Genomic DNA, 13664 nt, shown 5'->3' with positions numbered 1-13664 from the left:
GAGCGATGCAGGCGACATTCAAGCTGCTTGACAACGTGGACGTAACGATGCGCGACGGCGTCGTCCTGAAAACCGACATCTGGCTTCCGGCAACGGAAGGAGCCAGCCCGGTGCTTTTGCAACGGACACCTTATCGAAAGGAGACGCCCTTCGGGTCGCAATATATTTCGGCGCTCGAGTTTCAGACGGCGCTTCGTCGCGGCTATGCTATCGCGATACAGGATACGCGTGGGCGTTACCAATCAGGCGGCGATTTCGTCCCTTTCGAATTTGAAGGACGCGACGGCGCCGATACGATCGGCTGGCTTCGGTCGCAGCCGTTCTGCAACGGAAACGTCGCGATGTTCGGCGCATCCTATGTCGGCGCCACGCAGGTGCTAGCGCTGTCCGAAAACCCACCCGGTCTATCAGCGGTCGCGCCACAGCTCACAACGCTGCGCCACGACGACACTTGGATGTACCGCGGCGGCGCCTTGGAACTGGCATTCACGCTGTTGTGGATAATCGAGTCGCTCGGCCCCGATCACCTCCAGCATCGATTGGAGACAATGCCGCCGGGTGCACGAGAACGCGCATTGGATCTTCTCCAGCGTCTCCAACAGGACCCTGCCTCGGCATTTGATCGGCTTCCCGTTCTCGATAGTGCATTGAGCGAGCTTGCACCCTACGTGCGTGAGTGGTTTGATCCAGAGGCAATAGGCGGCGAACGGACTATCGAGGCCGGTGGCTGGGCACAGCACAATAAGACAGCAATGCTGATCGTTGCAGGCTGGAACGACATCTTTCTCGAAGGATCCCTTGAGCTGTTTGCAAAAGCCAAGTCGAGGTGGCCGGATCACGGAGACATGCCAGACCGCCTGATCATCGGCCCATGGTCACATGGAAATCCGAGCGATTGGCAGGGAAGCGAATGGCTGGGCTATGCGGCCTCTACTGTCGATCTTCCTGAAGAAAACCTCGCTTTCTTTGACGACATACTGACGGGCCGCGAACCAGCTTCACCAGTGGTCCGCTATTTTCGTTCAGGATCGAATAGCTGGCATGCAGCTCCGGATTGGCCTTTGCCGGGCACGACCCTGGTCTCTCATTTTCTCAACTGCGAACGTAACAGCCTGGATACGCTGCCGGCATCAACAGCAAGCGCCAGCTTCGTTTCTGATCCTCGATCGCCAGTGCCAAGCGCCGGTGGCGCCACATTTCTTCCCGGGCTTCTACAGGGACGAAATTCCGGCCCGATTGAGCAATTCAAGGTCGAAGCGCGAGATGATGTAATCGTATTCACCGGCCCGCCCTTGCGAGACGATTTGGACGTAACTGGTCTTGTGTCAACAAATCTCTGGGTAACGTCCTCTGCTCCTACTTGCGATTGGACTGCAAGATTGTGTGAGGTCGATCTAGAGGGCCGCAGTCTCGGTGTCGTAGATGGTATCGCTCGGTGGAGACCGACTGCGACTGGCGAGGGGCCAGTCGAGGTCACGATCCGTCTCGGTCATATCAGCCGTTTGTTTAAAAAGGGACACCGCTTGCGTCTGCAAATTGCATCCTCAAATTTCCCGCGATTTGACCGTAACCCTCAATCCGGCGTGCCCTCGACGCTCGCCGATGAATCCAAGTTCAGGACTGCCACTCAGGTTGTTTATTCAGGGACAGCATTTCCAAGCTGTCTGAAGCTGCCGATAGTAGAAAGTGCGCACTCATGGTCGTCGCTCTCAGGGCCGAATTAAATGCTTTGTCGCTTGTCCCATCATCTTGAATTACTCGCCTGTCGCTCGCTTATACCAGGTTGGGTTTGATCAACTTGATGAAAATCTAACCCGAAATACGCGCTATAGACATCTAGGAATTGATGCCCTGGATCTGCTAGGCGTCCGGTGCAGATCGATGCCATAGCGGATGCAGTGGCAGTTGACGATCTCCTCAACGCGCTAGTTAGAAGCGGGTTAAGCAGAAGATCGGAGTCTAGATTGAAAACCAGGATTGAAGACTATGCCCTGATCGGAGACTGCGAAACTGCAGCTCTTGTGTCCCGCGAAGGATCAATCGACTGGCTATGCTTCCCCCGATTTGACTCTCCCGCCTGCTTTGCAGCCCTGCTGGGAAACGAAGAGAATGGCAGATGGTCCATCTCCCCGTCCCAAAAATATCGCTCCGAACGGCGGTATCAGAAAGACACGCTCATTCTAGAAACGACTTTCGAGACAGAAACCGGCGTCGCGGTCGTGCGTGATTTCATGCCGCTTCGAGATGGCGTGAATGACTTAGTTCGAATTGTTGAGGGCATAAGTGGCCACGTGGCGTTCGACTTTGAGCTTGTGATCCGCTTCGACTATGGGCGGACAGTGCCATGGGTGACACAGACCAAAGACGGCACACTGACTGCCACCGCCGGTCCGGACATGCTTGTCCTCACCTCTCCTATCGAACTGGAAGGAGAGGACTTGAAGACGAAGGCATCTTTCGAAGTCTCAGCTGGCCACCAGCTTGCGTTCACACTCACATATTGCCCCTCCCACCTGAAGATGCCGACCGCCGCAAAGATTGAAAACGCCACCCGAGAGACAGCCACTTTCTGGGAGGACTTCGTCGCCAAATGCCCCGATGTTGGCGAGTGGACCGAACAGGTCAAGCGTTCGCTCATCACGCTCAAAGCGCTCACCTTCATGCCGACTGGTGGGATCGTGGCGGCCGCGACGACGTCGCTTCCAGAGCAGCTCGGCGGGACGCGTAATTGGGATTATCGGTATTGCTGGCTTCGCGACGCGACCTTGACGTTGATGGCATTTATGAAGCTTGGCTATTACGACGAAGCCGCCGCGTGGCGTAACTGGCTGCTGCGCGCGGTTGCCGGATCGCCTCACCAGATGCAGATCATGTACGGTGTGGCGGGTGAACGAAACCTGATGGAGTGGGAAGCAACCTGGCTCGATGGATACCGGGATTCCACTCCAGTCAGGATCGGGAATGCTGCGGCCGAGCAGTTTCAGCTCGATGTGTATGGCGAGGTCGCGGATGCCATGACACAAGCCATAAGGGGTGGTCTTCCCCCGCATCCCCGTGGCAAGTCGCTTAATTCCGCGTTGATCCCCTTCCTTTCAAAGGTCTGGCGCGATCCCGACGAGGGAATCTGGGAAGTCCGGGGCGACCGACAGCACTTCACATACTCGAAGGTCATGGCCTGGGTTGCTTTTGATCGTGCCTGCTGGATGGCGACCGAGGCTGGCGATCTGCAAGCTGCAAAGGAGCTGCGTGTTACCGCCGATGAAATCCACCGCGAGGTCTGCGAAAAGGCATACGACGAGACTATAGGGAGCTTCGTCCAAGCCTATGGTTCAAAGACCCTCGACGCCAGTGTGCTGCACATAGGGCTGGTCGGTTTCTTGCCCGAAGATGATCCACGATACCTTGGGACCGTTGCAGCAATAGAGAACCGGCTTATGCGTGATGGACTGGTTCTGCGCTATGAGACAACCGAGGTTGAGGATGGATTGCCACCAGGCGAAGGGGCGTTCCTGGCGTGCAGTTTCTGGCTGGTAGATGCTCTTAACCTGATCGGGCGTCAGGAGGATGCCAAAACGCTCTTTGAAAGGCTTCTACGACTTTGCAATGATGTGGGCCTGCTATCTGAGGAATACGATCCACATCAAGAAGCAATGCTTGGCAACTTTCCCCAGGCATTCAGCCATGTCGGCCTCATCAACAGTGCCCTCAATCTTGCCCGTCGGAAAGGCCCGGCAGACGAGCGATCGGAGACTTAGACCAGCTAAAACCCAAGACGGACGCTGCCGCAAATCGCCCACGCCTTCTCGAAGCTCATGAGAAAGGGACGTGTCGATGGCACCTTTGTCTAAGCGCGTATCACGAACGGATATCTCGTCGCCAAAATGCACAAAGACAGACTGCGGCGGCTCCTTGTCTCGCAGTAGCCCTTGATAATTCGGGGAACCCAACGAGATCTATCCAACCAGTCGCACAACGCAGGAAGCTTGATGACACATACCAAGGTTGACCAAGTCGCGGACCAACAGGTTCTTGCCGTCGATATCGGCGGAAACCATATCAAGATAATGAAGGATGGCTACGACGAGCGCAAAGTGAAGTCGGGAGCTTCATTGTCTGCGAAACACGCAGTCGACGCTATCAAACAACTCTCTGAGGGGATTTCCTTCGATGTTCTGTCGATTGGCTATCCCGGCCCGGTCAAGAACAATCGACCGTCACTAGAGCCTGTCAACCTTGGTTCCGGTTGGAAAGATTTCGATTTCGCTGGGGCGTTCGGAAAGCCGGTTAAATTGGTCAACGATGCACTGATGCAAGCGATTGGCAGCTACGAAGGCGGTAGGCTGCTTTTCCTAGGTCTAGGAACAGGCTTGGGTTCAGCGATGGTTATCGAAAATGTTGGGCAGCCACTTGAGCTTGCTCACTTGCCATACAAGAAACACGGCACCTTTGAGGATTACGTGGGAAGGCGCGGCCTCGAACGCAGGGGCGCGAAGAAATGGAAAGCTTCTGTTTTTGACGTCGTTGCCCGTTTGCAGGCGGCTCTTCTACCGGACTACATCGTAATCGGTGGAGGTCAGGTCGATGAGTTGGACGAGCTGCCAGATGGGTGCCGACGTGGTGACAATCGACTGGCGTTTGTCGGCGCGAAACGGCTATGGAGTGACGCGACCATTATCCTATGATGTCGGTTGCCGGTATTCCGCAATATGGGAAAAAGGGGCAAACTTCTGCCCCGACATTACACAATGGCCAGCGTAATTGAAATTTGATTTCTTTCGGCCAGATCGCATGTCATGGCTCGATTTTCCGTCCGCCGAAGAAACGGTCTCTCTCTGTCATGGCCGCATGCCCCGAAACGTACAAGAATGAGATTGCTTTCTGGATGTCAGAAAGGGCCTTCACAGATCGTTGCGAGATATAGTCGCCGTCCGCATCCACGTTTTGTTGCAACGCTCTCCCGCAAATTGCAGCGAGCTTATCCACCTCAGGTGCGATGCTGTAGAGCTGTTGTATGATGGCGTCCAAGTCAACCTTCGCACGCTCAGACATCCTATCTGCCATTTCAAGCCTCCTGGATTTACTCGCGTTGGCGGCATCTCAAGCTAGGAACTTCGGGAAGTAGGAACCAAACGGTCGATGGGAAGGGATCGGGCGATCTGTGTTTCTCGGTTGGGGAACATGATCCCGGTCCTTCTTGTCGTCCTGACAAACCGAAGTGCAGGCTCAACTACCGAGAAAGGCGTCAGAAAATCAGCGCGGCGAACCCGCAAGCAGACGACGCATATCCTCAAGTCGGCCTAAACAACGACACAGAAAGGTCGGTGCAAAGATAGGGGGCGCCCGGCCAATATTGCGACAGTCTCGATGGAGGGGCTCGACGGGCCCATTTCGCTTCATTAAACAAATCGGGAGGGAGTGGGGCTTCTTGCCCATTGGAGGAAAGAATGAGCGTTTCGGAGACGGCGCCGTCCGTCGTTTCACAGCCACGTGTGCATCTGCTGGTCCTGTTGTCGTTGGGCCTGTCTCACCTCTGCAACGACACCATCCAGTCGCTCATTCCCGCCGTCTACCCTATATTGAAGTCCGATTTCTCGCTCGACTTCATGCAGATCGGCATCATAACGCTGGTGTTCCAGATTGCAGGCGCGTTGCTGCAGCCAGCAATCGGCCTCTACACTGACCGCCATCCTCTGCCCTACTCGGCCGTATTCGGAATGGCCTTCACGCTCGCGGGCCTAATCAGCCTCGCCTATGCATCATCATACGTCCTAATCTTGGCATCAGTAACGCTCGTGGGAATCGGCTCATCGATCTTCCATCCGGAAGCTACGCGCGCTGCACGTTACGCCTCTGGTGGGAGACAAGGCCTGGCGCAAGGCATCTTTCAGGTTGGTGGACAGATAGGTGGCGCCCTTGGTCCGCTCTGCGCGGCCATCTTCATTGTCTCGAATGGCAGGCACAGTCTAGTCTTCTTCTCATCAACGGTCTTGCTCGCCATGCTTCTTCTTGGATGGAGCGCTCGTCAATATTGGTCAATCCAGTCCCAATTCGAGGCCGCGGCCCGCAGTTCAAATGCCAAGGGCGGGCGAAAGGAACACACTCGCAGGACCGTCACCATCGGCCTCATTGTTCTGACGCTGTTAATGGGATCGAAGCTGACCTATCTTGAAAGCTTCCGGTCCTTCTACACCTTCTACCTTATCGACCGCTTCGACGTATCTGTGTCGACATCCCAGTTGATGCTGTTCGTATTCTTCATCTCTTCGGCTGCAGGCGTCCTACTTGGCGGCATCGTGGGGGACCGGATCGGCAGATATCGGATTATCTGGATTTCGATCCTGGGGCCGCTGCCCTTGACGATGTTGCTGCCCTACGCCGATCTTTTCTGGACGGGCGTACTCACGATTGGCATCAATCTTGTCATGGCAAGCGCGTTTGCCTCCATCATGATTTACGCGATGGATCTTGTGCCCAAGCGTATTGGTCTGATTGGCGGCATGTTCTACGGCCTAAACTTCGCAATCGGTGGTATCGCCGCGGCATTTCTGGGCAGCCTGACAGACAAGATCGGAATCGAAGGGGTTTATCAGATCTGCTCTTTCATTCCGATTGCAGGCTTCTTGGCAATCTTTCTGCCACGCCTTGCCCCCAAAGCTTCCTTGTAAAAGAAACCCAAAACCGTGAAACGGCTGCGACATCGCTGCCTGCGAACAATCATTCACGCTCCAGTCTGGCCGTGTCGACTGGACAGCGATCGGAAATGCCTCTGCAGCCGCCTACGGTAGCTTCATATTCAGAGCTACCGAGCCGAAGACGTGCAAGTCACCGTCTGCCACCTGTTAACGTTTTTCTGCAGTTGACGCTTGTTGCGAGCGCCAGAGAACGAGGGCTCGAATTTTATCCGACAAAAGCGGAGGCGGTGGGCGCACGCGTCTTTTTTGCGCGCGATTATTGGACGCGACTTAGTAAATTGCAGGTTCCAAAGACTCCGACGGTCGCCGCAGGAGTGAGGGGCGGTTGAGGTGCTGATCAAACATTTCTTTCTTGCTCTTACTGGTGAACTTCCCGCCATTGTCACAGCACCGTCATAAAATAAGGCGACATGTTGCGTCCGATTAATCTTGGATGCTGTGGCATGGATTATTTCAGACGCTTTAACTTCCTGTTCGCAACGCCCTCTTTCGACAGCGATGACCTGGAAGGCGTTCGTTACAAACAGATTATCCAGGAGATCGAGCGTTCCGGCTTTGAAGTGGTTCGTGCCCGCAATCTGGATGACGCCGAGATCGTCGTCCAGACCGACGCCGCCATTGGCTGCATGATGGTCGACTGGGGCAAGAAGGGTCTTGAAGGCAAGACCTCTCACCTAATAAACCTGATGCGCCGTCGCGGACTGGATTTCCCTATCATCCTGCTAATCCGCGGCAAGCGTTTCGAAGATGTGCCCGTCGAGGTGCTCGACTTCATAGATGGCTATGTTTTCTTGTCTGAGGAAACACCTGCTTTCATCGCGAAAAACCTCATCAGCCGTCTTAAGCAATACGCCGAAACGCTGAAGACACCTTTTTTCGGTGCGCTTGTCGACTATGCCGAAGAAGGCAACCACCTTTGGACCTGTCCCGGCCATAATGGCGGCGTGTTCTACAGTCGTAGCCCGATCGGCCGCGTGTTCATGGAGCACCTCGGCGAAGCTGTATTCCGCGACGACCTCGACAATTCCGTGCTCGACCTCGGTGACCTCCTGACCCACGAGGGACCAGCGCTGGCGGCGCAGAAGGAAGCAGCGAAAATCTTCGGTGCAGAGAAGACCTATTTCGTACTCAACGGAACATCCACTTCAAACAAGGTTGCACTTTCCGCCCTTGTCACGGATGGCGACCTCGTCCTGTTTGACCGAAACAACCATAAAGCCGCTCACCATGGCGCGCTCATGATATCGGGTGGCATTCCCATCTATCTGCCGACCAAACGCAATGCGCACGGTCTCATTGGCCCAATTGACTATGCGTCACTGGACGAGACGGCACTGCGAGAGCGCATTCGAGCCAATCCCCTCGTCAAGGATATTGATGCCTGGCAAAAACCGCGCCCATTCCGCGTCGCCGTCGTCGAGCAATGCACCTATGACGGCACCATCCATAATGCAGAGATGATCCTTAAATCCATCGGTCACCTTTGCGACTACATTCTGTTCGACGAAGCCTGGGCCGGGTTCATGAAGTTCCACCCGCTTTATGCCGGTCGTTTCGCCATGGGGCTTGCCGATCTCGGCCCGGACTCGCCCGGCATCATCGCCACCCAGTCTACCCACAAGCAGCTTGCTAGCTTTTCTCAAGCGTCGCAGATCCACATGAAGGATCGCCATATTGAAGGGCAGAAGCGGCGCGTGGAGCATCGGCGTTTCAACGAAAGCTTCATGCAGCACGCCTCCACCTCGCCCTTCTACCCCCTGTTCGCCTCTCTTGATGTCGGCGCGCAGATGATGAAGGGCCGGTCCGGCGAAGTGCTGTGGGACGATACGATCCGCCTCGGGATCGAGCTTAGAAAGAAAATGCGCGCCGTGCGGCGTGAATTCGAGGAAAAGGAGCCACGTGCAGATCGTCGATGGTTTTTTGAACCATTCGTTCCTGATCGGGTTTCGATCCCGGATGTTGCAAGCCCCGGCGCCTCGCACGATGTACCATGGGAGAGCATTGCCACCGATCAACTGGCGACAAACCCGGCATTTTGGCTCTTGACCCCCGGTGCGCCCTGGCATGGTTTCAGCGGCATGGAGCAGGGGTTTGCCATGACGGACCCCAATAAGTTGACGGTGCTGACGCCCGGCTTCGACCGCAAGACAGGTCTCTATTCCGAACATGGCATTCCTGCCCCGATCGTGGCGCAATATCTTCGTGAGAACCGCATCGTTGCTGAGAAGAATGACCTCAACTCCCTGCTCTTCCTGCTGACACCCGGCGTCGAGGCCAGCAAGGCAGGGACCCTGATCAGCGGGCTTGTCGCCTTCAAGAAGCTGCATGACGAAAATGCGTTGTTGGAAGAGGTGATACCGGAATTCTATCGCCGGCGTCCAGGCCGCTATGCCGGCGTGCGTCTGCGCGATCTTTGCGGTGATCTGCACCGCTTCTTCCGCGATGCCAATGTCAGCGCCCTGCAGACGAAGCAGTTTTCCGCCGCCCACCTACCGCCAATGGCCATGTCACCGCACGACGCAGCACGCAGCCTGGTGCGCAATGACGTCGACTACCTGCCGATCGATGAGATCGCGGGGCGCATTGCGACCACCCCGTTCGTGGTCTATCCGCCTGGGATCGCGACGATCGTGCCAGGCGAACGCCTGACGGACGCGGCAAAGCCGATGATCGACTATCTCAAGATGTTCGAAACCTGCTTTAACACCTTCCCGGGGTTTGATGTCGAGATCCAAGGTGTCTATCGCGAGACAGATGCATCGGGCCGAGTTCGGCTCTACACCTATGTGGTCGCGGAATAATTGCGCACGCCAGGATCGACAATGGAACAGGACAGCGGATTAACCATTCGCCCTTCACGGGACGCGGATGTGGAACCTATGCTGGCGATTTATCGTCGGCATATTCGTCGAGGGGTCGAGGAGGGTGTCGACGACAGCGATACGCCGGAGCCGGACGACCTGCGCGAGCGGCGCAAGAATCTGAAGAGCCGGCGCTTTCCGCATATTGTTGCGACCATCAACGGGACCGTGGTCGGCTATGCATATGTCGTGCTGTTTCGCAAACGCCCAGCCTACCGCTACACCGTCAAACATTCGATCTATGTGCATCACGATCATATCGGCAAGGGGGTCGGAAGTCAGCTCCTCCGCGGGCTGATCGACGCCTGTGCTGCGGCAGGATTCCGACAGATCATCGGTTACATCGACGCCGATAACACGGCGTCGCTTGCCCTACACGAGCGGTTCAATTTCGTGCGCGTCGGCCTATTGCCGGCCGTCGCATACCGCTACGGCCACTGGGCCGACAGTGTCATGGTGCAGCGTTCGCTAGGGACCGGTTCGACCACACCGCCTCCCCCGCCGCCCTTATCCACTCGCTGAAGGCTTGTGACCGGGACCTTTTTAATGTTGCCGGACTTCAGGCCTGCTGGAGTTTAGGCTGATCTTAGGACGATCGGGTTACCACCACATGATCTGAAGAAGTCGCACGACACCACCTGGCAGGCTTGCGAGCCTAGCTAGCAGTTGATCTTTTGTCGGCAGATCACCCGCATCGCGGCCTGTTGCAAGCGACAATGCGTCGGAGAAGTTTCAAGCTCAATCACGCACATTGAACAATGCCTCGTCAACGCGGCGAGGCAAGCTGTTGAACTTATCGTCCGCTAACCTTGGAGAGTTGTCTACTCCCGAAGCTGACCGCCGCGATGCAGCACACAGATCGCCACCGATCGAACAGCTATTTTTACAGCGGTGTCGTCAACCCGTGGAACGAAATATCGACCCGCGCTTTTCTGAGGAACCCGAACCGAGGAGATCCAACCATGGGAAGCACGGCAGACAAAATCAAAGGCACGGCAAACGAAGTCGCAGGTAAGGCCCGCCAGGCCGCGGGCAAGGCGGTCGGCAATCACGAAGAGCAGGTCAAGGGCAGCATTCAGGAAGCCAAGGGCAAGGCCCAGGTAGCCAAGGGCGATGCTAAGGATGCTGTGAAGAAGGTCGTCGACAAGGCTTGATGTCCACCGATGTTTCAGCCCGCGCTAGCGCGGGCACTTCTTTTGGGAAAGCTAATGAAAATCAGAAAACTGGTTGTTTGGAGCGTGGGATTTGCAGTGTTTTCGTGGAGCGCGCAGGCACAGGGCCAGGCGCCTGCTGATCCGGCCGTCGACGCATGTAAATCGACCGGGTTGCTCGCCCTTCAGGAGCGTTCGCCGGAGATAACGGACCTCGTTCTCGACATTGAAAGTCTTGCGGTCAGCAAGGCGGATACCAAGGTCGGCGATGTACCAGTGAAGACCGTCGTCCTTGGCGAAGCGTACATCAGTCGCAAACAGCAGACAGGTAAACCCGACCGCTTCGTTTGCCTCCTCGGTGAAAAAGGCAAGGTCCTCCTCACCTTCTTCACGGCGCAATAGACGTGGCAGAACCCCCGAAGTTCGATCGCAGGCCAGACCAGACGCCTTACCAGGGTCGGCGAACTCCCGACTCCGGAAAGAAACGGGGGATATCTATCTGGTCTGTGATAGGGCTGGCCCTCTTCATTGTGATGCTGACGTTGCTCGTCTTCGACACTTGGCGCGGATGATCAAGCTTAGCCACGAAGTCCAGATTATCTTTTGGAAGGCGGCGGCGATAGTCGTCACTCGCATTCAAAGCGAGCCAAACAGCCTTCAGTCCTACCAAGCAAAGAAGCGACTTGGTAATCGACGAGTCCGTTTAAGTGGCAGCGATCCGTGAGATGATTGCTGCCGCCTTTGCTGTCGATGAGTGTTGCTGCTTCCGAAAATCCAAGTCGGATTGCATGGGGTGGCCGTCGGCTGGGGTGAACCCTCTTGGCGGTACTCGTTGGTAAGCGGTTTCTCATCCCTTCGATCGAATAGAACTCGGCACGGCTCTTGAGTATTTTTTCATGTGCCGGCTCGATTAAGAACATCGACGCTTTATCTCACGGTGACTAACGGACCATCGGCGGTACTTCACGAGATATGGGAGCAGCAATTGGCTGTGCAGAGATCGAACGCAACCAGCATGTCGGGCATTACTTCAACCCACGGCAGCCTGACCAATTCGACGATCTCCGGCCGAACGGTTCTGATCTTAATTGGCGTGGGTGCATTATTGCACATCGGCCAGGAAGTCTTCGTGCCGCTAGCCCTGGCTTTGCTGCTCACCTTCACGCTGGCGCCGATCGTCAATTTCCTGAGAAAACGTCACGTCCCGAAGATCGCGTCCGTTTTGCTGGCGGTGGCATCCGCCTTTGTGACTATCGCGCTTTTCAGCTTCGTCGTCGCTACCCAGGTCGCCAACCTAGCCGACAACATTCCAACCTATCAGCGAAACATCGTTGCGAAGGTCGACGCTTTGACCCAGGCCGGCTCCGGAAGCGGCGTACTGGATCATCTAAGTAAAGCTGTCGAGCGAATTGGTAACGAACTCAAAATCCGGGCGAACGAAAGCCAGGACGCGACGACTGCTGCTGCACAAAGACCCGAACCTATTCCCGTCGAGATCGTGACGCAGTCAAACCCGATAGAGACACTTGGAAGCTTCATCCTACCGCTCGTCAGTCCATTCGCCTCAGCAGGCCTCGTCATCGTGCTGGTCATCTTCATGTTGCTCGAACGCGAAGCCCTGCGTGACCGCTTCATTCGTCTCGTCGGGCTGGGCGATCTCCACAAGACGACCTCTGCCCTACAAGACGCTGGTAAACGTGTCGGCAAATACTTGTTGATGCAGTTGGTGGTGAACTCTCTCTACGCCATCCCGATTACGATCGGCCTATGGGTCCTAGGCATTCCAAACGCGATCCTCTGGGGACTTCTTACACTGGTGCTGCGGTTCGTTCCCTATATCGGACCCGTGATCGGAATGATCCTGCCGCTATTTCTGGCACTCGCCATCGCGCCGGGTTGGTCGCTTGTTGCTTGGGTCGCGGGACTGTTTATCGTGACAGAACTGGTCAGCAACAATGTTGTGGAGCCCTGGCTTTATGGCAGCCACACGGGACTTTCGCCGCTTGCGATCATCGTTTCGGCAATTTTCTGGTCGTGGCTCTGGGGGCCCGTCGGCCTGATGCTATCGACCCCTCTGACAGTCTGTCTCGTCGTGCTTGGTCGCTATGTCCCACAGTTCAACTTCCTCGACGTGCTACTTGGAAACGAGCCTGTCCTCGAGCCACAGGAAAAGCTTTATCAGCGTCTCCTCGCCGGTGATCCCAATGAAGCCACCGACAACGCCGAACAGCTTCTGGAGGAAGAATACCTCGTGGATTATTATGAGAAGGTCGCGCTCCCGGCGTTAATCCTGGCCGAAACCGATCGCCAGCGCGGTGTGATGACGCGGGAACAGATAGCCCTGTTCGCATCGACCACGCGGACACTCATTGATAACCTTGCCGAGATCGCGGTCGAAGAGGAGAACGAGGAAGAAGACGAGTCTGCGGCGAGTGCGGATGGCGCCACTGTTGGTCAGGCGCTTCCAGATGGCGAAGGACGTATCGTCCTTTCGATCGGCGGTCGTGGGGCGATCGACGCGGCAGGAGCGGCAATGTTGGCGCAATTACTGTCGATCCAGGGTGCAGAACTCATTGATGTGCCGCAGACCTCGACCGACGAGGGCCCTACCATGCCCCCCGTCGGCGTCGCCGATACCGCGATCATCACATTTCTGAATGGTAACTCAATGTCTCATGCCCGTCAGATTGTTCGACGCTTGAAGCGTCAAAAGCCGGGTCTACGCGTCGGTGTCATGATGCCGACCGCAAATGGGCAGGCATACCCTCAAATTGAAGCAGACGACGTAAACGCGGATTTCGTCTGCACGACAATGAGCGACGCCATCAGAGGTGCCCTGACAGATACAGGTCCAGCCCGGCCAGAGGTGGTGGTCAAGAAGTTGGCACGACCCAGGGTTCGGCGCGCGGCACAAGCGTGAACGTTGACGTGTCGGCTCCCAATGCGCGCCCCTTTCGCGT

The 13664-nt window shown here is 56.2% G+C and carries 10 protein-coding genes; 9 read left to right on the top strand and 1 reads right to left on the bottom strand.

Features of this window, described 5'->3' with window-relative positions:
* Positions 1–5 precede the first annotated feature (5 nt).
* The 3 genes from QTL96_RS28695 (at position 6) to QTL96_RS28685 (ending at position 4682) form a co-directional block, all read left to right on the top strand.
* Positions 6–1724 carry a CocE/NonD family hydrolase gene (locus QTL96_RS28695; RefSeq protein WP_289730117.1) on the top strand — a complete coding sequence of 573 codons (1719 nt, stop codon included), beginning with the start codon at positions 6–8 and terminating at the stop codon, positions 1722–1724.
* Between the two features lie 240 nt (positions 1725–1964).
* Positions 1965–3755, top strand: coding sequence for a glycoside hydrolase family 15 protein (locus QTL96_RS28690; RefSeq protein WP_289730116.1), 1791 nt, complete (start codon positions 1965–1967; stop codon positions 3753–3755).
* Positions 3756–3986: 231 nt separating this feature from the next.
* Positions 3987–4682 (top strand): ROK family protein, encoded by a 696-nt coding sequence (locus QTL96_RS28685; RefSeq protein WP_289730115.1) that lies wholly within the window; start codon positions 3987–3989, stop codon positions 4680–4682.
* Positions 4683–4791: 109 nt separating this feature from the next.
* Here QTL96_RS28685 and QTL96_RS28680 read toward each other — a convergent pair whose 3' ends face one another.
* Positions 4792–5061 carry a hypothetical protein gene (locus tag QTL96_RS28680; RefSeq protein WP_289730114.1) on the bottom strand — a complete coding sequence of 90 codons (270 nt, stop codon included), beginning with the start codon at positions 5059–5061 and terminating at the stop codon, positions 4792–4794.
* 383 nt (positions 5062–5444) lie between these two features.
* Here QTL96_RS28680 and QTL96_RS28675 point away from each other — a divergent pair, with 383 nt between their 5' ends.
* The 6 genes from QTL96_RS28675 to QTL96_RS28650 all read left to right on the top strand — a co-directional run bounded on the left by QTL96_RS28675 (position 5445) and on the right by QTL96_RS28650 (position 13624).
* Positions 5445–6665 carry an MFS transporter gene (locus tag QTL96_RS28675; RefSeq protein WP_289730113.1) on the top strand — a complete coding sequence of 407 codons (1221 nt, stop codon included), beginning with the start codon at positions 5445–5447 and terminating at the stop codon, positions 6663–6665.
* Between the two features lie 470 nt (positions 6666–7135).
* Positions 7136–9493 carry an Orn/Lys/Arg decarboxylase N-terminal domain-containing protein gene (locus tag QTL96_RS28670; protein WP_289730112.1) on the top strand — a complete coding sequence of 786 codons (2358 nt, stop codon included), beginning with the start codon at positions 7136–7138 and terminating at the stop codon, positions 9491–9493.
* 21 nt (positions 9494–9514) lie between these two features.
* Entirely contained in the window at positions 9515–10075 is a 561-nt protein-coding gene (locus QTL96_RS28665; protein ID WP_113196985.1) for a GNAT family N-acetyltransferase, read from the top strand.
* A gap of 440 nt (positions 10076–10515) precedes the next feature.
* Complete coding sequence (locus tag QTL96_RS28660) at positions 10516–10707, top strand: CsbD family protein (RefSeq protein WP_113196984.1); 192 nt, start codon at positions 10516–10518, stop codon at positions 10705–10707.
* 54 nt (positions 10708–10761) lie between these two features.
* Positions 10762–11106, top strand: coding sequence for a hypothetical protein (locus QTL96_RS28655; protein WP_289730111.1), 345 nt, complete (start codon positions 10762–10764; stop codon positions 11104–11106).
* Between the two features lie 613 nt (positions 11107–11719).
* On the top strand, positions 11720–13624 hold the full coding sequence (locus QTL96_RS28650) for an AI-2E family transporter (protein ID WP_289730176.1): 1905 nt from the start codon (positions 11720–11722) through the stop codon (positions 13622–13624).
* The last annotated feature ends 40 nt before the right edge of the window (positions 13625–13664 follow it).

The organism is Rhizobium sp. S163, from assembly GCF_030380805.1.
GTDB lineage: Bacteria > Pseudomonadota > Alphaproteobacteria > Rhizobiales > Rhizobiaceae > Rhizobium.
Note: the sequence above shows the minus strand (reverse complement) of the source record. Positions and strands in the feature narration are given on the sequence as shown.

Excerpts from the sequence above, each read along its gene's own strand:
- QTL96_RS28695 (WP_289730117.1), top strand. The coding sequence starts at position 6 with ATGCAGGCGACATTCAAGCTGCTTGACAACGTGGACGTAACGATGCGC.
- QTL96_RS28685 (WP_289730115.1), top strand. The coding sequence starts at position 3,987 with ATGACACATACCAAGGTTGACCAAGTCGCGGACCAACAGGTTCTTGCC.
- QTL96_RS28680 (WP_289730114.1), bottom strand. The coding sequence starts at position 5,061 with ATGGCAGATAGGATGTCTGAGCGTGCGAAGGTTGACTTGGACGCCATC.
- QTL96_RS28675 (WP_289730113.1), top strand. The coding sequence starts at position 5,445 with ATGAGCGTTTCGGAGACGGCGCCGTCCGTCGTTTCACAGCCACGTGTG.
- QTL96_RS28670 (WP_289730112.1), top strand. The coding sequence starts at position 7,136 with ATGGATTATTTCAGACGCTTTAACTTCCTGTTCGCAACGCCCTCTTTC.
- QTL96_RS28665 (WP_113196985.1), top strand. The coding sequence starts at position 9,515 with ATGGAACAGGACAGCGGATTAACCATTCGCCCTTCACGGGACGCGGAT.
- QTL96_RS28660 (WP_113196984.1), top strand. The coding sequence starts at position 10,516 with ATGGGAAGCACGGCAGACAAAATCAAAGGCACGGCAAACGAAGTCGCA.
- QTL96_RS28655 (WP_289730111.1), top strand. The coding sequence starts at position 10,762 with ATGAAAATCAGAAAACTGGTTGTTTGGAGCGTGGGATTTGCAGTGTTT.
- QTL96_RS28650 (WP_289730176.1), top strand. The coding sequence starts at position 11,720 with ATGTCGGGCATTACTTCAACCCACGGCAGCCTGACCAATTCGACGATC.